This window comes from Pseudomonas sp. H1_F01 (genome assembly GCF_054681425.1).
The window spans coordinates 1,834,966-1,853,228 of record NZ_CP162823.1 but is presented as its reverse complement, the minus strand read 5'-3'; the positions used below and the strand labels follow the sequence as shown (position 1 = coordinate 1,853,228).

The 18,263-nt window shown below is 59.4% G+C and carries 18 protein-coding genes; 4 read left to right on the top strand and 14 right to left on the bottom strand.

Annotated features, from left to right (window positions below; translation table 11 throughout):
* Positions 1-4: 4 nt before the first annotated feature.
* The 8 genes from AB4O09_RS08505 to AB4O09_RS08470 all read right to left on the bottom strand — a co-directional run bounded on the left by AB4O09_RS08505 (position 5) and on the right by AB4O09_RS08470 (position 8,282).
* On the bottom strand, positions 5-1,315 hold the full coding sequence (locus tag AB4O09_RS08505; RefSeq protein ID WP_038856004.1) for an HlyD family type I secretion periplasmic adaptor subunit: 1,311 nt from the start codon (positions 1,313-1,315) through the stop codon (positions 5-7).
* On the bottom strand, positions 1,315-3,054 hold the full coding sequence (locus AB4O09_RS08500; protein WP_038856003.1) for a type I secretion system permease/ATPase: 1,740 nt from the start codon (positions 3,052-3,054) through the stop codon (positions 1,315-1,317). The genes AB4O09_RS08505 and AB4O09_RS08500 overlap by 1 nt, the downstream gene beginning before the upstream one ends.
* A 212-nt stretch (positions 3,055-3,266) precedes the next feature.
* Positions 3,267-4,583 carry a flagellar hook protein FlgE gene (flgE, locus tag AB4O09_RS08495; RefSeq protein ID WP_038856002.1) on the bottom strand — a complete coding sequence of 439 codons (1,317 nt, stop codon included), beginning with the start codon at positions 4,581-4,583 and terminating at the stop codon, positions 3,267-3,269.
* Positions 4,584-4,611: 28 nt separating this feature from the next.
* Positions 4,612-5,334, bottom strand: coding sequence for a flagellar hook assembly protein FlgD (gene flgD, locus AB4O09_RS08490; RefSeq protein WP_003204727.1), 723 nt, complete (start codon positions 5,332-5,334; stop codon positions 4,612-4,614).
* Positions 5,335-5,349: 15 nt separating this feature from the next.
* A complete protein-coding gene (gene flgC / locus AB4O09_RS08485; RefSeq protein WP_003204730.1) occupies positions 5,350-5,793 on the bottom strand; it encodes a flagellar basal body rod protein FlgC in 444 nt (147 codons plus the stop codon).
* 3 nt (positions 5,794-5,796) lie between these two features.
* Positions 5,797-6,204: a flagellar basal body rod protein FlgB gene (gene flgB, locus AB4O09_RS08480; protein ID WP_003204732.1), complete on the bottom strand. Its 408-nt coding sequence runs from the start codon at positions 6,202-6,204 to the stop codon at positions 5,797-5,799.
* Between the two features lie 269 nt (positions 6,205-6,473).
* On the bottom strand, positions 6,474-7,301 hold the full coding sequence (gene cheR / locus AB4O09_RS08475) for a protein-glutamate O-methyltransferase CheR (RefSeq protein ID WP_003204735.1): 828 nt from the start codon (positions 7,299-7,301) through the stop codon (positions 6,474-6,476).
* 54 nt (positions 7,302-7,355) lie between these two features.
* Positions 7,356-8,282: a chemotaxis protein CheV gene (locus tag AB4O09_RS08470; RefSeq protein WP_003204737.1), complete on the bottom strand. Its 927-nt coding sequence runs from the start codon at positions 8,280-8,282 to the stop codon at positions 7,356-7,358.
* A 79-nt stretch (positions 8,283-8,361) separates the two neighbouring features.
* On the opposite strand from AB4O09_RS08470, the gene flgA reads away from it, so the two are divergent.
* The 4 genes from flgA (at position 8,362) to AB4O09_RS08450 (ending at position 10,970) form a co-directional block, all read left to right on the top strand.
* Complete coding sequence (flgA, locus tag AB4O09_RS08465; RefSeq protein WP_003204739.1) at positions 8,362-9,126, top strand: flagellar basal body P-ring formation chaperone FlgA; 765 nt, start codon at positions 8,362-8,364, stop codon at positions 9,124-9,126.
* Between the two features lie 172 nt (positions 9,127-9,298).
* The gene (gene flgM, locus AB4O09_RS08460) at positions 9,299-9,616 is read left to right on the top strand and encodes a flagellar biosynthesis anti-sigma factor FlgM (protein ID WP_003204741.1); all 318 of its coding nucleotides are present in this window, start codon (positions 9,299-9,301) and stop codon (positions 9,614-9,616) included.
* Positions 9,617-9,663: 47 nt separating this feature from the next.
* Complete coding sequence (locus tag AB4O09_RS08455; protein ID WP_003204743.1) at positions 9,664-10,131, top strand: flagella synthesis protein FlgN; 468 nt, start codon at positions 9,664-9,666, stop codon at positions 10,129-10,131.
* Positions 10,132-10,223: 92 nt separating this feature from the next.
* Positions 10,224-10,970: a flagellar brake protein gene (locus AB4O09_RS08450; RefSeq protein WP_003204744.1), complete on the top strand. Its 747-nt coding sequence runs from the start codon at positions 10,224-10,226 to the stop codon at positions 10,968-10,970.
* A gap of 61 nt (positions 10,971-11,031) precedes the next feature.
* On the opposite strand, the gene AB4O09_RS08445 is transcribed toward AB4O09_RS08450, so the two are convergent.
* The 6 genes from AB4O09_RS08445 to AB4O09_RS08420 all read right to left on the bottom strand — a co-directional run bounded on the left by AB4O09_RS08445 (position 11,032) and on the right by AB4O09_RS08420 (position 18,213).
* Positions 11,032-12,399, bottom strand: coding sequence for an MFS transporter (locus tag AB4O09_RS08445; RefSeq protein ID WP_013694074.1), 1,368 nt, complete (start codon positions 12,397-12,399; stop codon positions 11,032-11,034).
* A gap of 70 nt (positions 12,400-12,469) precedes the next feature.
* The gene (locus AB4O09_RS08440; RefSeq protein WP_172681417.1) at positions 12,470-13,711 is read right to left on the bottom strand and encodes a glutamine synthetase family protein; all 1,242 of its coding nucleotides are present in this window, start codon (positions 13,709-13,711) and stop codon (positions 12,470-12,472) included.
* A 334-nt stretch (positions 13,712-14,045) separates the two neighbouring features.
* Complete coding sequence (locus tag AB4O09_RS08435) at positions 14,046-14,738, bottom strand: sensor histidine kinase (protein WP_003204750.1); 693 nt, start codon at positions 14,736-14,738, stop codon at positions 14,046-14,048.
* The gene (locus AB4O09_RS08430; RefSeq protein WP_003204752.1) at positions 14,731-16,338 is read right to left on the bottom strand and encodes a tetratricopeptide repeat-containing response regulator; all 1,608 of its coding nucleotides are present in this window, start codon (positions 16,336-16,338) and stop codon (positions 14,731-14,733) included. The genes AB4O09_RS08435 and AB4O09_RS08430 overlap by 8 nt, the downstream gene beginning before the upstream one ends.
* A 357-nt stretch (positions 16,339-16,695) precedes the next feature.
* Entirely contained in the window at positions 16,696-17,292 is a 597-nt protein-coding gene (locus tag AB4O09_RS08425) for an imm11 family protein (RefSeq protein WP_053163142.1), read from the bottom strand.
* 51 nt (positions 17,293-17,343) lie between these two features.
* Positions 17,344-18,213 (bottom strand): hypothetical protein, encoded by an 870-nt coding sequence (locus tag AB4O09_RS08420; protein ID WP_053163144.1) that lies wholly within the window; start codon positions 18,211-18,213, stop codon positions 17,344-17,346.
* Between the last annotated feature and the right edge of the window lie 50 nt (positions 18,214-18,263).

Below are 18,263 nucleotides of genomic sequence, written 5' to 3'. Positions count from 1 at the left end.
AGATTTACCCTTCTCTGAACGCACGGTGGGCGTGATCACTGATGGGTTTAAGCAGGTAGGACAAAACGGTCCTGTCACCTGTCTTGATAAGCGATTCGACCGGCATGCCCGGTACAAGCGTGAGGCCGGGCACTCGCATCAACTCCCCTTTGGAAAGGCGAATACCGGCCCGATAGAAACCAGCACCGGTGCGTTCATCCTGAATCAGGTCGCCGGACAAACGCACCACCGAACCCTGAAGCTCTGGGGTCGTGCTGCGGTTGAAGGCGCTCAAACGCAACGTGGCTTGCTGACCTAGGGAAACCTGATCGATGTCCTGTGCACTGATTTTCGCCTCCACCAGCAGTTCATCGTCGGCGGGTACGATCTGCATGAGCCCCTCGGCCGGTGAGATGACGCCACCGATTGTGTGCACGGCCAATTGCTGCACGCGTCCGGCAATAGGCGAGGTGATGTCGATGCGTTTGAGCTGATCGCTGGCAGTGATTTCCCGCTCGATCAATTCGCCCTGGCGGGCTAGCAAATCTCTCAGCTCCTGGGACACTTCACTGCGGAAAGTCTGGTCAACCTGGAGTCGTTGCAACTCGGTTTCGGCGATCTTGCCCCGGGCCTCGGCAATGGAGGCCATCAGTTGTCCACGCTCTCCGCGCAGCCGGGCGATACCCCGAGCCAGGGCATTGACCCTGTCGAGGGTCATCATGCCTTTGTCGAACAGTTTCTTGACGGCCTGGTATTCGCTATCGATCAGTTCGATTTCTTCCTGTTTGGTTTTCTGCTGGATGTCGTGACCGGCAATGGTTTCGTTGAGTTGCTGAACGCGCTCGCGCAGCTGTTTCTTCTGGCCTTCGCGGGAAGCGCGTCGATCAATAAACAACTGCTGTTCGCTGGCCATGACCGACTTGGCCTCATCCAGGCTCATGCGGGTCAGCAACTCTTTGGGGACCGCTACTTCGCTGGCATTGTCCCGTTCGGCCTCCAGGCGAGCCAGACGCGCCCAAGCCTGGTTCAAGGATTTACTGACGATGGCTCGGCTGGCGGCGGGCAATGTGGCGTCGAGGCGCAACAACACGTCACCCGCGGCGACTGTCTGCCCTTCCTTGACCAAAAGTTCGGCTACTACGCCGCCGGTAGGATGCTGGACGGTCTTGACGCTGCCTTCCACAGCGACCACGCCGGTGGCGATGACGGCGCCGGACAGGTTGGTGCACACCGCCCAGGTCAGTCCTCCGCCGAGCAGTACCACCAATGAGATCGCCCCCCAGCGCAAATGGCGGGACAAGGAATCGGTCAGAGTGACTTCTTGATCGCTATGCATCAGTTGGATGCTCCCAGTTCCACGACATTATTGGAGGACCGTGGGGGCGCTACAGAAGGTCGTTTAAGGACGACATCCCTGGGGCCGTAAGCCGCTTGCACGCCGTTCTCGAGGATCAGTACCTGATCGATCACCGACAAGATATTGGTGCGATGGGCAATCACCACCACGATTGCGCCACGGGCCTTGAGCGCCAGGATAGCCTTGGCCAGAGCCTGTTCGCCCTCGGCATCGAGGTTTGAATTCGGCTCATCCAACACCACCAGGAATGGATCACCAAACAATGCCCGGGCCAGGGCCACCCGCTGCCGTTGGCCGGCCGAGAGGTTGACCCCGCCCTCGCCTACCTGGGTTTCATAGCCTTGGGGCAACTGCAGGATCAGCTCATGAACCCCGGCTAACTGCGCAGCGCTGACAATCGCGCTGTCCGGTGCCGAAGGGTCTAGCCGGGCAATGTTCTGGGCGACGGTTCCAGTGAACAAACCAACGCTTTGCGGCAGATAACCGATCAACTTGCCTCGGGCCTGCTCGGTCAGCAGATCCAGCGGCGCGCCATCGAGCCGGACATGCCCGCGAGCCGGTGCCCAGGCGTTGACCAGCACCCGCGCCAATGACGACTTGCCCGATGCGCTCGGTCCCACCACACCCACAGCAGTGCCCGCGGCGACCATGAAGTTGATATTTTGCAAGGTCAGGCGCTGCGCGCCGGGCGGCGCGGCAAAAACACTTTCGACCTGCAAACTGCGATGGGCAGCGGGTAGTTCGGTCTTGTTCTGGGCATCCGGGAACAGCGAGAACACTTCCAGCAGCTTCTTCCAGGCGATTTGGGCACTCAACAGGCTGCGCCATGTGGCAATGACCTGCTCCGCCGGCGCCAGGGTCCGCGCCACGATGATCGAGGCCGCGATCATCGTACCGCCGCTCAAGTCGCCTTTGATCACCAGCCACGCCCCCAGGGCCAGGGCCGTCGATTGAACGACCTGGCGCAGGGTTTTGGAAATGCCACCGTAAAAGCCACCGATGTCGATCGAGCGTCGCTGCAGAGTGATAAAGGTGCTGTGATTGTTCTGCCAGATATTCGACGTGTTGGCCAACATGCCCATGGCCATCAGCGCTTCGGCGTTCTGGTGAGCTTGCTGACCCAGGTGATTGCGCTTGTTCAACGCCTCGGCTGACGCCTGCATCAGTTTGCGGGTTTGCCGGTCAGTGATCAGGGTCAGACCAATGAGGATAATCATCAGGCCGGCGGCCAAAAGGCCGAACAACGGATGAATGTAAAAGCAGACCGCGAGGTAAACCGGCATCCAAGGCAAATCGAAAAAAGCCACCAGGCCCGGTCCGCCAATAAAACCGCGAATCTGATCCAGCTCATGGGCCGGCTTCAAGGCATCGCCGGTAATGGGCGTTTTCAGCGACGCACCGGCAATGACATTGAAGACCTTGGCGGACAACGCCAGATCCAGCGAAGAAGCAATTCGCACCATGACTCGGGAGCGAATGATATCCAGCAGGCCTGAAAGCGCATAAACCCCCAGCGCCAACAGCCCCAGGGCGACCAGGGTCGGGACACTCTGGCTGGGGATAACCCGGTCGTAGACTTCCAGCATGAACACCGGGCCAATCAGCGCCAGAATATTGATCACACCGGAGAACAGCGCAGCGCCCAGCAGCCCCCGACGCAGTACCGATTTCAATGAAGGCGCAACAATAGGCGCACTGATAGCGTTATGGGGTTTCAACTGGTATCCGTCCCTTGGTTTTCGTGACATCCCTGTCGTCAGTCAATACCGACTCGAAGACAGTCGTATGGAAACTTGACGCTCGTAGAGCGATTAGGACTGAAGTGCAAGTTCCGCACCAGTCATCCGACAAACGGTAATAATCACCCAAAGAATTTCATGCAAAAAAAACCGACGTCTCAGGACGTCGGTTTTTTTGAAGCCGCCCGCTATCAGGTCATCTGAATGATGGTCTGCATGATGGTGCTCTGGGTGGAGATAGTCTTCGCGTTCGCCTGGTAGTTGCTTTGCGCCTTGATCAGCTCGACCAATTCGTTGGTCAGGTTGACGTTGGACTCTTCCAGGGAGTTGGAGGCGATCGAACCCAGGGTACCGGTTTCCGGGGCATCGTAGCCCGGGATGCCCGAGGCGAAGGTTTCTTTCCAGCTGGTGCCGCCTACCGGCTGCAAGCCTTGCTCGTTGGTGAAGCTGGCGAGCGCGAGCTGGCCAATCGGCTTGGTCTGGTTGTTGCTGAAGTTGGCCAGCAACACACCGCTGCCGTCGATGGTCAGGTTGGTGATCTGGCCGGTGGCGTAGCCGTTCTGGGTTGGGATCGAGCGGGCGGTGTCGGCGTTGAATTGGGTGGTGTTGCCCATGGAAATCGTGATGGTTGGCGCACTCGCGGCGCCGTTGGCGGCCCATACGCCGTTGGTCACCGTGCCAGGAACCCAGCCGGTCAATACCAGGTCACTGTTGATCGTCGGCACGGTGGCAGGCGGTACTGGCGGCGTGCTGACCTGAGTCAGCTTGCCGCTGGAATCGAAGCTCATGGTCGAAGGAATCGGCGCGTTCGCACCGGTCGTGGTCGGCAAGGTGCCGTTCAGGTTACGACCATCGATCAAGGTATAGACGTTCCAGGTGTTGCCGGCAGTCTTGACCATGTATTGGTCCATGGAGTGCTGGTTACCCTGAGTATCGTAGACCGGGGTGGTGAATTGTTTGGTGAACGTGGCGGTGTCGCTTGGATTGAACGCCGCGGTGATCGCCGTTGCCGTCGAATTCAGGTTGATCGTCGAGGAAACCAGGCTGGTGGCGCTCGGCGGCAGGTTCGAGGTGTCGATGCGCAGGTCGGTCAAGATGCCGTTCTGGATCTTGCCGTTGGCATCCACGCCATAGCCCTGCAGGCGCGAAGTGCCGTCGCTGTTGGTGATATAGCCTTCCTTGTCGGTCTTGAAGGTACCGGCACGGGTGTAGCTCAGGGAGCCGTCATTGCTCAGGACAAAGAAGCCCTGGCCTTGGATGCCCATGTCCAGTACGTTGCCGGTGTTGTTCACATCACCCTGGCCGAACTGCTGGGAAACGTTGGCCAGGCGCACGCCGTTACCGACGGTCTTGCTGCCCGAACCCAGCTTGGTGGCCGAGTAGACGTCTTCGAATTCCGCGCGGGACGATTTGAAACCGGTGGTCGCCACGTTGGCGATGTTGTTGCCGGTCACGTCCAGCTGTTTGTTGGCTGCATAGAGACCGCTAAGGCCGATGTTGAAAGACATGTTGACTCCTTTTGCCGGTTAGTCGGCTCTACATACCAATAGTTTGTACTTTGGACAGGGCAATGCTGCCCAGCCCGGCCAGGTTGAGCATCAGCTCACCGCCCGTCTGGCTGATCGTCACGCTGCTGACCGTGGCCGGCAGGTTGGTGATCAGCGACGTGGCCTTGCCGTCGATGGTGGTCGAGGCCGCGAAGGTGTAAGTGCCCGATTCAACGACCGCGCCCGCATCGTTCTTGCCGTCCCAGATGAACGCGGAGTTGCCGGCGTTCTGGCTGCCCAAGTCGATGGTGCGAACGGTCTTGCCGTCCTTGTCCACGATCTTGACCGCGACGGAGGACACCGATGTTGGTACCACCACCGTGCCGTTGAGGCTCTTGGAGGTATCGACCACAGCCTTGTCGCCCGGGGCAATGACCGAGCGACCGACCAGCGACGAGGCTTGCAGGGCCTGGGACGAGTTGTAGTTGCCGGCGATGCCGCTCACGGTCTCGTTGAGGGTGGTGATGCCTTCCAGGCTGCTGAACTGCGCCAGTTGGGCAACGAACTCGCCGTTATCCTGTGGCTCCAGCGGGTTCTGGTTTTTCAGCTGGGTGACCAGCAACTGCAGGAACGCATCCTTGCCCAATTCCTTCTTGCCGGTGGCCGCACCGGTCGCCGCGCCCAGGGCATCGGTGGTGGTGCTGGTCTTGACCGAGGAGTTGGCCAGAATCTCGTTGAGGCTCAAACCACTTGTTGTACTGGTAACGCTCATGTGACTCGCCCCTTATCACTGACCGAGGGTCAGGACCTTCTGCATCATGGTTTTGGCGGTGTTCATCATTTCGGCGTTGGTCTGGAACGAACGACTGGCGGAAATCATGTCGGCCATTTCTTCGACGACATTGACGTTCGGGTAGTAGACATACCCCTTGGCATCAGCGGCCGGATGGTTTGGCTCATAACGGGCTTCGAGATTGCTCTGGTCTTCGACCACGCCAAGCACCTGCACGCCCTGCCCGGCCGCGTCCTGCTCCTGGAACAGCGAGTCGCTACCGCCGGACTGGCCACCCTGGAACATGGTGGCGAATACCGGGTGGCGGGCGCGGTAGGTCTGGTCGATGCTCGACGAAACGGTCTCGGCGTTGGCGATGTTACTGGCGACGGTGTTCAGGCGAGTGGTCTGGGCACTCATGGCACTGCCGGCAATGTTGAATACGCTAGCAATCGACATGGCTTACTCTCCGCGCAGGGCCGATACCAGCCCTTTGAACTTGCTGTTGAGCAGGGTGAAGCTGGCCTGGAAGTTCACGGAGTTTTCCGCGTAGTTGGACTGTTCCAGTTGAGCGTCTACGGTGTTCTGGTCGATCGAAGGCTGCATCGGCGTGCGATACATCAGCGATTCGTCGCCATTGCCCAGGCCTTCGGCTTCGATATGACGGCTGTTGGTCATGTTCAAGGCGAAGTGGCCGTTCTTGGTCTTCTCGTTCTGCTCGGCGAGCACTTTGGAAAAGTCCAGGTCACGCGCCTTGTAGTTCGGGGTGTCGGCGTTGGCGATGTTGTTGGCCAGGACTTCGGCACGCTGGGCGCGGAAGCTCAGGGCCTGTTCGTGGATACCGAGCGCTTTATCGAAGCTGATGCTCATGTCGGAAACCTTTGGGTGACCAGAATGTACGTGCGATGAACTTAGCAAGCAGCGTGCCACTTTGGAAAACCCCATAAACCGGGGCTTTGCGGGCATCGGCAAAGCGGCAATGCCAGAAAAGCGGCAACTGGCTTCCGCTGGCTGCCGCTTTTCTGCCGCTTCTCAAGGGCAAATGACATTCGAACTGTGGGAGCGGGATTAGTGGTGACCGGCAGGCATAAAAAAACGGGAGCCCGTGGGGACTCCCGTTTTTTGACAGTTCAAGCCAATCACTTTGCCTGGTAGATGATCCCCGGACTGCACTGGACCATCTGGTAATGATCCGGCAAACCGTTCAACGCCTCGGAGGCACCGAGGAACAGGTAGCCGCCCGGCTTGAGCGTGCTGTGGATGCGCAGCAGGATGTCTTTCTTCACTTCGGCGGAGAAGTAGATCAGTACGTTGCGGCAGAACACGATGTCGAACTTGCCCAGGCTGGCATAGCTATCCAGCAGGTTGAACGAGCGGAACTCCACCCGGCTCTTGATCGGCGCCTTGACCACCCATTTACCCGGCCCTTTCGGATCGAAGTAACGTTGCAGGCGATCCGGCGACAGGCCCCGGCCGATAGCCAGGCTGTCGTACTCGCCGGTCTTGCAGTTATTGAGCATGGTCCCGGACAGGTCGGTGGCGACAATCTGCACGCCGCCTTTCAACTGGCCGAGGTTGGACCGCTCGAACTCATCGATGGACATCGACAGCGAATAGGGTTCCTGCCCCGACGAACAGGCCGCCGACCAGATCCGCAGACGCTGGCCCGGGCTGGCCTTGATGGCCGCCGGCAGCACTTTGTTCTTCAACACCTCAAACGGATAGGTGTCACGAAACCACAAGGTTTCGTTGGTGGTCATCGCGTCCACCACCATTTCGCGCAAGCCACTGCGCGGTTGGGTCTGGATACGCTGCACCAGTTCGCCCAATGACTTGAGGCCCTGCTGTTCCATCAATTTATTGAGACGGCTCGACACCAGGTATTGCTTGTTTTCACCAAGCAAGATGCCACAGGCTTTTTCCAGGAAGACCCGGAACTGTTCGAAATCCAAATTACCCGTAGACAAGATACCGCCTCTTTCATCGTGTTGACTTGCCGGGCGCACAACGCGCCCGACCTTTTATTCTGCTGCCTTGATCCGCTCGACGACCCGGGAAGCCAGGTCATCTGGACGGAATTTCGCCAGGAAATCGTCGGCGCCGACCTTCTTGACCATCGCCTGGTTGAAAACCCCGGACAACGAAGTATGCAAGATGATGTGCAGCTTTTGCATGCGCGGATCGCTGCGGATTTCCGACGTCAGGGTGTACCCATCCATCTCCGGCATTTCAATGTCGGAGATCATCATCAGGAACTCTTCCTCAGGCTTCTTGCCCTCGTCGACCAGCTTGCGCAGGTAATCGAGCGCCTGTCGCCCGTCGTTCAACGCCACCACCTCGACACCGACCGTTTGCAGGCAACGGGTCACCTGCTTGCGGGCCACTGAAGAGTCGTCGACGGTCAATACCCGCAGCGAAATCGCCTTGTGCTGGGTTTCGGCATCCACCACTCCCACGGAGATCGCTTCCGGCGTGGGCGCTACTTCGGCGAGGATCTTCTCCACGTCGATGATTTCCACCAACTGGTTATCGACCCGGGTCACTGCCGTGAGGTAGTGATCGCGGCCGGTGCCCTTGGGCGGTGGATGGATCTCTTCCCAGTTCATGTTGACGATGCGCTCCACCGAGCGAACCAGGAATCCCTGGGTCTTGGTGTTGTACTCGGTGATGATCACAAACGGATTGCTCTGGTCCAGCAGCCGGCCGGAACCGGTCGCCATCGCCAGGTCGAGAATCGGGATGGTCGCACCCCGGATATTGGCCACACCGCACACGACGGGGCTGGATTTGGGCATCAGGGTCAGCTTGGGGCATTGCAGCACCTCGCGGACCTTGAATACGTTGATCCCATACATTTGTTGGCCGTCGAGACGGAACAACAACAGCTCCAGGCGATTCTGACCGACCAGCTGAGTGCGCTGGTTTACCGAATCCATTACTCCCGCCATGCCCTGACTCCTACCTAACGCTAATGTGTCCGACGCGCATTCATTCACTAAACGGCACGGGGCTTGCTATTGAACCGGCATGAACGCACAAACGACATTTTCTCGACGCCTGACCACTCACTGCCGCCACTGGCTCGGTGCACTGCTGGCTGTCTGCCTGTTCACTTCGGGCGGTCCTGCCCTTGCTGCTGTTCCGGTTACCTTGCCTGATCTCCTTATCGGCGTCACTCAGGGCTTTCTTGAATTCACCGTAGAAGACTATCTGGCTACCAGTCAAACGGAAGGTCGCTATGAAATCGAAGTCAACCAACTCGACCCGCGCCTGCGCATGCCGATGTGCGACAAGGAATTGACTGCTTCGCTGGAGAGCCCTGCCCGGCCCCTGGGACGCGTCACGGTGAAGGTTCGTTGCGACAGCGCCGCGCCCTGGACGGTGTTCGTGCCCGCTCAAGTGCGCCTGTTTCGGGAAATTGTCACCACCACTCGTCCGCTCAAGCGGGCCGGAATCGTCGAGCCCCAGGACGTGATGTTGCGTGAACGGGACATCAGCCAGATCACCCAGGGCTTCCTGACCTCCGTCGACCAGGCCATCGGGCAGAAACTTGTCCGACCAATGGTCGCCGATCAGGTCGTGACGCTGGTGCATCTGGAGCAGGCCGAGGTAGTCCGCAAGGGCGACCAGGTTGTGATCACCGCCCGCACCGGTTCCCTGGCCGTGCGGATGCCCGGCGAGGCCCTGTCCAACGGCGGTATGCGTGAACAGATACGGGTAAAAAACCTCAATTCCCAGCGCGTGATCAAGGCGCAGGTGATGGCCCCGGGCCAAGTGGAAGTGGCGATGTAGTGATCTGGTAGAGGAGGTAGAAAGCTGGCGCTTGATCCCGGTGTTCCCTAGACTGTGCCTTACGCAAAGGCAAGCGCAGACGTGCGCAAGTTCATTTCATAAATGAGCCTAAAGTTATTTTGGGGATGGCCGAAAACATGGCAAGCGTCCAAATACCCAGAGGTTTTTTACCATGGTCATCGATTTCAATCGTTTAAACAGCTCTTCACCGCTGCCAGGCACCACGCGTACCAGCGCCACCAAGGAAACCGCCGAAGCCGGCAAATCCGCGCCGCTGCCTACACCAGCCGAACAGGTCAGCAACGGGGAGTCGGTACACCTCAGCAATGAGGCTCAGCAGTTGCAGAAGGTCACTGACAAGCTGCGCGATCAACCTGTCGTCGACAACGCCCGCGTGGCCGAGTTGAAAGCAGCAATCGCTGATGGCAGCTACAAAGTCGACAGCAACCGCGTAGCCAGCAAACTGCTCAACTTCGAAGCCCAGCGCTAGGCCGCCGCCTGCGCCAGGCTTTTGGACGCTAAGACCCAAGGCCAGCCATGCACGACACTCATTTGTTGCAATTGATCATCGACGACTTTGTTCCAGCGCAACAGCTACTGGAATTGTTGCAGGCCGAATCCGTGGCATTGCACGGTCGTGACATGCCTCTGCTGGAGAATATCCTGGCGCAGAAACAGGCCTTGATCATCCTGCTTGACCAGCATGGCCGCAAACGCAGCGAGATCCTCGTCAGCCTCAACCTGCCCGCCAGCCATGAAGGCCTCGAGCAACTGGCCAGCCAGTCGACGATTGGCGATCAGCTACTGTCCCAGAGCAAAGTACTCAACGACCTGCTCGCCCAATGCCAGGCAACCAACGCTCGCAACGGCCAGTCGATCCTGATGCAGCAGGCCGCCACCGCCAACCAGTTGCGCATCCTCAACGGTGGCGAGATCCCGACGCTGTATGACGCTAGCGGTTCAACGGCCAGAATGGTCAAGCATCGCCCGCTCAGCCAGGCATGAAACGAACAATGCCTTCGCTCTATCAACGCGCGATACATGCTGGCAAAATGCCGGCCATTCGTAGTCGTATTTTGCCTGGAGATTGACTCACCGTGTTCAATGCCTCAAACGCGGATGATGCTCCGCAGCCACCCAAGGTCCTCACCACGCCCCTGGAAATCTCCGGCAACCTGCGGATGCTGCAAGAGAGCCACGACCCACTGATCATCACCTTCCACGAACGTAGCCAGCGCTTCCAGAGCTACCTGGTCAACGTCGATCGCGAGACCAACTCCATCGCCCTGGATGAAATGATTCCCCGGGACGGCGAGCGTTTCCTGCTGGCGGGCGAGCCTTTTCGTGTCGAGGGTTTCCATGACGGCGTGCGTATCGCATGGGATGGCAAGGGCCCACTGACCATCGATGAATCCAGCGACGGTCGCTGCTATCGCGGCGCCCTGCCCGACGAAGTGGTCTACCACCAACGTCGCAACGCCTTCCGCGCCGCCCTGAAACTGGCACAACTGGTGAGCGTTGAACTGGGCGGTGACAAGCTCAAGTCCCCGGTGGACGGCAAGCTGCTGGACATCTCTGCCACCGGTTGCAAGTTGCGGTTTGACGGCGACATCACGGAGCGACTGCAATTGGGCCAGGTGTACGAGCGCTTCATCGCGGCCCTGCCTTTTGGCAACATGACCGCGCCAGTCGAGCTGCGTTACCTGCATTTCGAAGAAAGGATCAACACCACGTTCGCCGGCGTACGCTTCCACAACATCAGTGGCCTGGTGCAACGGCAGGTCGAGCGGTTCGTCTACCAGCTCCAACGAGAAGCCCGGCGCTTCGATAAAGACGACCTCTGATTTTCGAGGCAAAAAAAACGGGCAGTCCCTTGCGGCGACTGCCCGTTTTTTCATGCCTGCTTCAAGGCCTGGCCTGGGTAAAACTCGGTGTCTCAGGCTCCTCAGGCCCAGTCTCGGCCTCGGTCGCGGTCTCAGTGGCCAGCTCAGGCTCCACGTCCGGATTGGCCGGAGCCTGCATCTGCTCCTGCACCACCTGCTCATCCACCCGCGGATCAAGACACGCCACCAAAGGCGAACTCGACATGCTGTCCGGCATCGCCACGTGATGCAGCGGTGCGTCATCGACCTGATGCAGGTTGGTCACCGCTTTCGGCCGGATCCGCCACACCAGCACCAAGGCGAAGAAAGCGAAAAAGCCGTAGAGCATCTGGCTGCCAAACATCTTCATCAGCACGCCGGCCACCAGCGGCCCGATACTGGCCCCCACGCCGTAGGTCACCAGCAGCATCGCGGTCAGGGACACCCTTCGATCAGCTTCGACGTGGTCGTTGGAAAACGCTACCGCCAGCGGATACAGGCAGAACTGCACCAGCGAACAGAAGAACCCCGCGACGAACAGCACCTCCAGCGGCACCGTCGGAAGAATCGCCAACGGCAGCGCACAGATCGTCAGCACCAGCGCAAAGCAGCGGATCAGCAGCGCCCGGTCATAACGATCGGACAGCCAGCCCAGGGGCCACTGCACCAGCAGTCCGGCGAAGATGCAGCTACCCATGAACAGACCGACCTGCTCGGTCGACAGGCCCTGCTGAGAGGCATACAGGGGCGCCAGGCCATAGAACGAGCCGACGATCAACCCGGAGCCCAGCACCGTACTCAATGACTGCGGCACACGCTTGATGAAGAAGCGCGGCTCCATGGGCGCCGGATGCAGCGCCGCCGGGTGAATTCGCCGGGTCAGCGTCACCGGCACCAGGCACAAGGCGAAGCACAGCGCCACCAGCATCAACAGCTCAGGCCCCAGGGCCGGATGCATGACCAGGATCAACTGACCCAGCACCAACCCCAGGTACGAGGCAATCATGTAGCCACTGAACACCACGCCACGCTGCTTGGCATCGGCTTGCTCGTTGAGCCAGCTCTCGATGACCATGTACTGGCACATCATCCCGAGGCCGACAATCATCCGCAGCACGATCCAGGCCGGCAGCCAGTTCACCAGGCCATGGCCCAGCACTGCCGCCCCGACGATCCCGGCGCAGGCCGAATAGGCGCGGATGTGGCCGACGCGGGCGATCAGCCGGTGGCCGATCTTGCCACCCAGCACCAGGCCGAAATAGTTGGCGGCCATCAGCGCACCGACCCAGAGGCTGTCCACATGGTCGGCGGCCAGGCGCAAGGCCAGGTAAGTACTCAAGAGGCCCGAGCCGATCAACATCATCAGCGAGGCGAAATAAAGCGCTCGAAAAGGTTTCCAGATTTGGCGCATCGGCGTTCCGAGCGGCTCCTTGAGGTGAGTAAGGGCTACCTGTTGAAGATAGCCCGAATGCGACGGTTCGTTAGGCCTGGGCCGCTAGGACACGCCGCTCCCAGGGCGTGATTTCATCGAAGAAGCTGGTCAGCTCCAGGGTCTTGGAGGCGATGTAGCCTTCGATGAACTCCGCACCGAACAGTTCCTTCGCCAGATGACTACGCTTCAGACGCTCCAAGGCGGCATGCAAGGTACATGGCAACGACAGATTATCCGGCACTTCGAATTCGCCCTGGATCGCCGCGCTCGGCTCCAGCCGATGCTCAATCCCATACAGCCCGGCGGCCAGGCTGGCGGCAATCGCCAGGTAGGGGTTGGCATCGGCCCCCGGCAAGCGGTTCTCGACCCGCCGGGCCACCGGCGAACTGGCAGGAATCCGCAACCCGGCCGAACGGTTGTCATGGGACCAACAGGCATTGTTCGGCGAGGCGAACGGGTGGCACAGGCGCTGGTAGGAATTCACGTTCGGCGCGAACAACGCGGTGAAGTCCGCCAGGCACGCCTGTTGCCCACCGATGAAATGCCGGAAAGTCGCCGTCGCTTCGCCCGCTTCATCGCTGAAAACGTTACGACCGCTGCCTGCCTCGACGACGCTCTGATGGATGTGCATCGAACTGCCCGGCGTGTGGGCCAGGGGCTTGGCCATGCAGACCACGGTCAGACCGTGCTTGAGCGCCACTTCCTTGAGCAGGTGCTTGAACAGGAAGGTCTGGTCGGCCAGCAACAGCGGGTCGCCGTGCAGCAGATTGATCTCGAACTGGCTCACGCCCATTTCATGCATGAAGGTGTCGCGAGGCAGGCCCAGCGCCGCCATGCATGCATAGACTTCACTGAAGAACGGGCGCAGGCCATTGTTGGAGCTGACGCTGAACGCCGAATGGCCGTCTTCGCGACGTCCATCCATGCCCATCGGCGGCTGGAACGGCTGGGTCGGGTCCGGATTGGGGGCGAACACGAAGAATTCCAATTCGGTCGCCACCACCGGCGCCAGGCCCAAGGCTGCATAGCGAGCAACAACGGCCTTGAGCTGACCGCGCGTCGAGAGCCGGGAGCTTTCACCGGTCAACTCGTCGGCATCGCAGATCGCCAGGGCGCGGGGCTGCTGGCTCCAGGGCAGGCGGTGGATCTGTTTCGGATCGGCCACCAGCGCCAGGTCGCCGTCGTCGCTGCCGTAGAAACGCGACGGCGGATAACCGCCCATGATGCATTGCAGCAGCACGCCCCGCGCCAGTTGCAACCGCCGGCCTTCGAGGAAACCCTCAGCGGTCATTACCTTGCCCCGCGGCACGCCATTCAAATCCGGCGTGACACATTCAATCTCATCAATGCCCGTCAGTCGCTGCGCGAGTGAACGCTGGCCATCGGTCGTCATGACGCAATCCTTGTTATGTGCGAGCCGCGAACGGCAACCCGTACAAAATAGACTTCGGCTGTTCGGAATATCAAGCACCCGCAGACAATTAAAATCTTGTGCAATACGAGTGTGGGAGCGAGCTTGCTCGCGATGGCGTCGGCTCAGTCAATATTGAGCTGACTGATACATCGCTATCGCGAGCAAGCTCGCTCCCACAGGGGATTTGTGCTGCTTTTTATAAAGCGCACGCTCAGGGCAGGTAAAGCCGGAACACCCCACCACCCAACACACCGCCATTGGCAATCTCTGTACGCCCGCTCACGCCGCCGCGCTGGTGCAGCCCGGCGATCCGCGCGGCGAAGTACAAGCCCAGCCCGGTGCTGCCGCTGCTGTGGTTGATGCCCTGCACGTACTCGGCCTGACGCTCGATCATCTCTGGCGGGTAACCTTCGCCGTCGTCGTTGATGGTCAGCACCAGTTGCCCGGCCTCGTCGCTGACACTGATCAGCAGCGCCTGGCGTGCATGGCGAATGGCGTTGTTGATGCAGTTGTCGAGCACCGAAGCAATCAGTTCACGGTCGAAAAAGCCCAAGGGGCTGAGCGGGTCGACTTCGTAGGTGACCATGATCCCGCGACTGCGGAACACGTCCTGATGGCCGGCCAGTTGCGCCTCGATGAAGTCATCCAGTTCATGGTAGGCCGGGTGCAGCGGCAACTGGTTGACACCGAGCTTGTACAGCCCCAGCAGTTGCACCAGCAAACCATTGAGATGGGCGAATTCGAACTCGATGACGCCTTGCTCCGAGGTCTGGCGCTCGGCGTCGGGCAAGCGTTCGAGCCATTGCGTATGCGTCTGCATGAGCAAGGTCAGGGAGTTCTTCATGTCGTGCACGGTAGACGCGATCACCGTGGAAAAATCGAGGGCCTGTTCGCTGTCATTCATCGCCAAATGCCTTGCTTCGCAGTTTTTGATAACGCGCAAAACGCGCATCGGTGTCGGGCATCATGCCCACCAGTTTCAGGCAGGCGCGGCACTCCTGCAGCAGTTCCGATTCCACGCTGGTGTCGGTGCCATGCAGCAGCGATTGCGCCATGTTCAGGGCAATACTGATGTTCTTCGGTTGCATCTTCAGGGCGCGGCGGAACAGCTCCCGCGCCTGCGGCAATGCACCGGTCTTGTAGACCCGCACGCCTTCGCGGTTCAACTCGGCGGCGGCATTGCCCTGGTTGAGAATGTTCGGGTCGTCGGTCAGCTTGGCGATGCCTTGCATCACCGTCGGGTCATCCCCGTAGATTTCCGCGCAGTTCTTGAGCATCGACTCGCCGGCGCTGGTCTGGCCAAGCATTTGCAGCTGCTTGGCCACCAGCAACGCGGCCTCGGCGCTCATGAATTGCTCCATGCCATCGAGGCGCTGCAAGGCCTGTTCTGTGAGCTTTTCGGCGGTTTCGGCATCGTTTAGCAACAGGCTGGTGGCCTTCATCAGCCGCGCCCGGACCTGCAGCCCCGGGTCGTTGAGGTTCTCCTTCGCCACGGCGCTGAGAGTCGTGTTGATCTCCAGCCGGGTGCGGGTGTCGAGGCCTTTTTCGCTGCCCTTGCTGATCAGCGCATGGGCCAGGCCGAGGTTGCTTTCCGGGTCCTTGAAGCGCGACTGCGCGCCCTGCCCTACCGCCTGGCGATAGGCCCGGGAAGCCGTGTCGTAGTCTTCGTTGGTCATCGCCAGCTTGCCCAACAACGATTGGCGGCGCACCGCCAGCGGCGACAGGCGCACCGCCTCTTCCAGCACGTGCTGCGCCTGTTTGGTGTCACCTTCGGCCACCAGCACGTCGGCCATGCCGTCGTACAAGGCCGGCATCATCGGAAAGACTTTCAGGGCCTTTTCATAGACAGCCTTGGCCTGCCCCACCTGGCCGCGCTTGAACATCAACTTGCCCAGCCCCGCATAGGCCCACGGCAACGGGCGATCCGCGATGATGGAGTTGTACAGTCGTTCAAGAGCCTCGTTCTGATTCAGGTCGCGCAACGCATCGGCCCGATAACGCAGGCACAACGGCCCGTAGCGCGGATCCTGCTTGCACAAGGCGATGCAGGCATTGAGCACTTCCATCGGCTTGCCACGATCGAGGGCTTGCAGGATCGGCTTGAGCAGGGTCTTGCGCTGCTCGAGCCGCTCCAGCCGCTGGGCCAGGCCGGAGCGGTTGAACGGTTTGGTCAGGTACGCATCCGGCTCATGCTCCAGGGCACTGAGCACCATCGCCTGGCTGGTCTCGGCGGTCACCATGAGGAAAACACTTTCATGGCTGATCAGCTTTTCAACCATCAGGTCTTCAAGCACCTGCTGGCCATTCTTGCGCCCGTCGCCCAGGTGATAATCCTGCAAGATGAAGTCATAGCGCTTCTGCGAGCACATGCGCAGCGCCACTTCACCGGTGTCGGCGGTGTCCACGTCCTTGACGCCCAGCTCACGCAGCATGGAGCGGATCGAACTGCGGAAATCCGAGAAATCATCGACGATCAGAAAACTTTTTTGGTGGTACGCCAGCATCGAGGATGTCCAGGCAAGTAAGAAAATAACCCAATGGCATAACAACGAAACACCGTGTCACCGCCCCGAGGCGCGCAGATGATAGCCACCAGCCAGCAACGTTCAAGGGATTTCAGCAATCGCTTGGCCTGGCTGTGTCGTGACGCACATCGCGAGCCGAAACGTTGGAGAGAAACGGGCTCATCGGGTTATCGGCAGGAGATGGCGTTCCGTTAAGGGGAACATGGGGAGAAACCAAGTACGGAGGACTGGTCGAACACCCGTGGCGAGGGAGCTTGCTCCCGCTGGGCCGCGCAGCGGACCTGTTTGTTTGGCGGCTGCTGCGCACCCGAGCGGGAGCAAGCTCCCTCGCCACGATCAGCAGATAACTTCACCCTCGCCATTCACACCTTCGAACAACATTCCAGAGAGGTCCGCTCGCTCCAGCCGAAGCTTCACCTCCTCGCTAACGATCAATGCCCCCGAGTGTTTCTTGACGCGGAAAATATGCTTTCCCTGAACCCTGGCAGGATCAATGACGAGACTCAGAAAGACGCTGTATTCGCCGGCTCGATCTGGTCGTACGGGATCATTGACCTCATATTTTTTGAAAGCGGAACGTGATTCGTCTACGCAATCCAATTGGGTCTCAACGATCATTACATAGTGACGATCATGAGCGTGCTCCCCCGCAACCGTCACGGGCTCAAGCACGACATTCATATAGGGTTCATCAACGTCGGGAATGCCCACCAACGCGTCCCTGGCTTTTTCGCTCAGGATCGGCACAGAGGCATATCCAGCCAAGGAAAAATCCAGACTCACACCTTCCTCACGAACCTCGAGGGCGTAGGTACACGGCTCCATGTACTCAGAAGGGGGGTCGATGAAGAGCCAGTTGTTACAGTGTTTGATATCGCCCAGGTACCAGCGCTCAGGAAACTGCACGTCTTCCCGCAATAAGTAATACTTCATTTCAGCTCACCGCATGTCATTGCTTAACTGAAAAAAGGGTCGCGCCTGCGTCTAAAGCCCGAAGAAACGCTCGTAGGCCGTTTCCACTCGGACAGCAAGTTGATCAGGAACGGTGACCAGGTTTTCTAGCGCAGCCGTCTCTGCGGACAACAACGGACTCGACACCGCTGGAGCAGTCAAACCCAGTTGCTGTCGGACCTGGAAAATCGCGTGGATCTCTAAAGGCAACAGATCGAAAGGCGCATGCTTGAACTCAGGATCCCAGGCCCCACCGTTGTCTTCAGCGTTGGATAAGTGATACCGACAAAGCGCTTCCAACGCATCAGCTAGCCCTCGCTCATTTGTCCATTCGTCTATCACGTTTTGATAAATCCCCAGATCCATCGACTTGATCTCCGGAAGCGCAGCACCTTGCGAATAGACTGAATAAAGCCAGAGCATGAAAGGTTCAAATCGACGCCGTTCAAGATAGCTCGAATCGACGGCGCCTTTGACGGACAGCATTCCGGCAAGCACATCGGCCACGGATGCAACCAGATCACGACGATCCACAGCTATCAACCCGGCCAGCAAGCACCCAGCAATGCTCAACTGGTTAGTCAGGTTGGGGACGGTTTGGATGCCCTGAAGAAAACTCGTTTTGGAGAAAGCCTTGGCCTTGAGCATCAGCGCCCAATAACGGTACATCATCGAGCGCGAGACCTGTTCCCAGCCAGTAGCCTCTCCGTCACTGATCGCGACTTCGCCCCGAATGCCGTAATAAGCCGCCAGCATCCCCAACGAGTCAGCCACATTGTCCAATCCGCTTAATGAGTCGCTGGCCAGATCCTCATCGATAAAATCAAGCTCTTGAGCCGTCAGGCCTTCCGACTGTGACAGCCAGCGCCGGTGTTGGTGAAGCCGGACGTTGATTTCATCCATTTCGATATGCTCCTTTTACACCAGTACAACGCCCTTCCGCTTACTGTGCC

Coding starts and splice junctions, on each gene's coding strand:
- AB4O09_RS08505 (WP_038856004.1), bottom strand. CDS start 1,315: ATGCATAGCGATCAAGAAGTCACTCTGACCGATTCCTTGTCCCGCCAT.
- flgE (WP_038856002.1), bottom strand. CDS start 4,583: ATGTCTTTCAACATCGGCCTTAGCGGTCTCTATGCAGCCAACAAACAG.
- flgD (WP_003204727.1), bottom strand. CDS start 5,334: ATGAGCGTTACCAGTACAACAAGTGGTTTGAGCCTCAACGAGATTCTG.
- flgC (WP_003204730.1), bottom strand. CDS start 5,793: ATGTCGATTGCTAGCGTATTCAACATTGCCGGCAGTGCCATGAGTGCC.
- flgB (WP_003204732.1), bottom strand. CDS start 6,204: ATGAGCATCAGCTTCGATAAAGCGCTCGGTATCCACGAACAGGCCCTG.
- AB4O09_RS08470 (WP_003204737.1), bottom strand. CDS start 8,282: ATGGCGGGAGTAATGGATTCGGTAAACCAGCGCACTCAGCTGGTCGGT.
- flgA (WP_003204739.1), top strand. CDS start 8,362: ATGAACGCACAAACGACATTTTCTCGACGCCTGACCACTCACTGCCGC.
- flgM (WP_003204741.1), top strand. CDS start 9,299: ATGGTCATCGATTTCAATCGTTTAAACAGCTCTTCACCGCTGCCAGGC.
- AB4O09_RS08455 (WP_003204743.1), top strand. CDS start 9,664: ATGCACGACACTCATTTGTTGCAATTGATCATCGACGACTTTGTTCCA.
- AB4O09_RS08445 (WP_013694074.1), bottom strand. CDS start 12,399: ATGCGCCAAATCTGGAAACCTTTTCGAGCGCTTTATTTCGCCTCGCTG.
- AB4O09_RS08440 (WP_172681417.1), bottom strand. CDS start 13,711: ATGACCGCTGAGGGTTTCCTCGAAGGCCGGCGGTTGCAACTGGCGCGG.
- AB4O09_RS08435 (WP_003204750.1), bottom strand. CDS start 14,738: ATGAATGACAGCGAACAGGCCCTCGATTTTTCCACGGTGATCGCGTCT.
- AB4O09_RS08430 (WP_003204752.1), bottom strand. CDS start 16,338: ATGCTGGCGTACCACCAAAAAAGTTTTCTGATCGTCGATGATTTCTCG.
- AB4O09_RS08425 (WP_053163142.1), bottom strand. CDS start 17,292: ATGAAGTATTACTTATTGCGGGAAGACGTGCAGTTTCCTGAGCGCTGG.
- AB4O09_RS08420 (WP_053163144.1), bottom strand. CDS start 18,213: ATGGATGAAATCAACGTCCGGCTTCACCAACACCGGCGCTGGCTGTCA.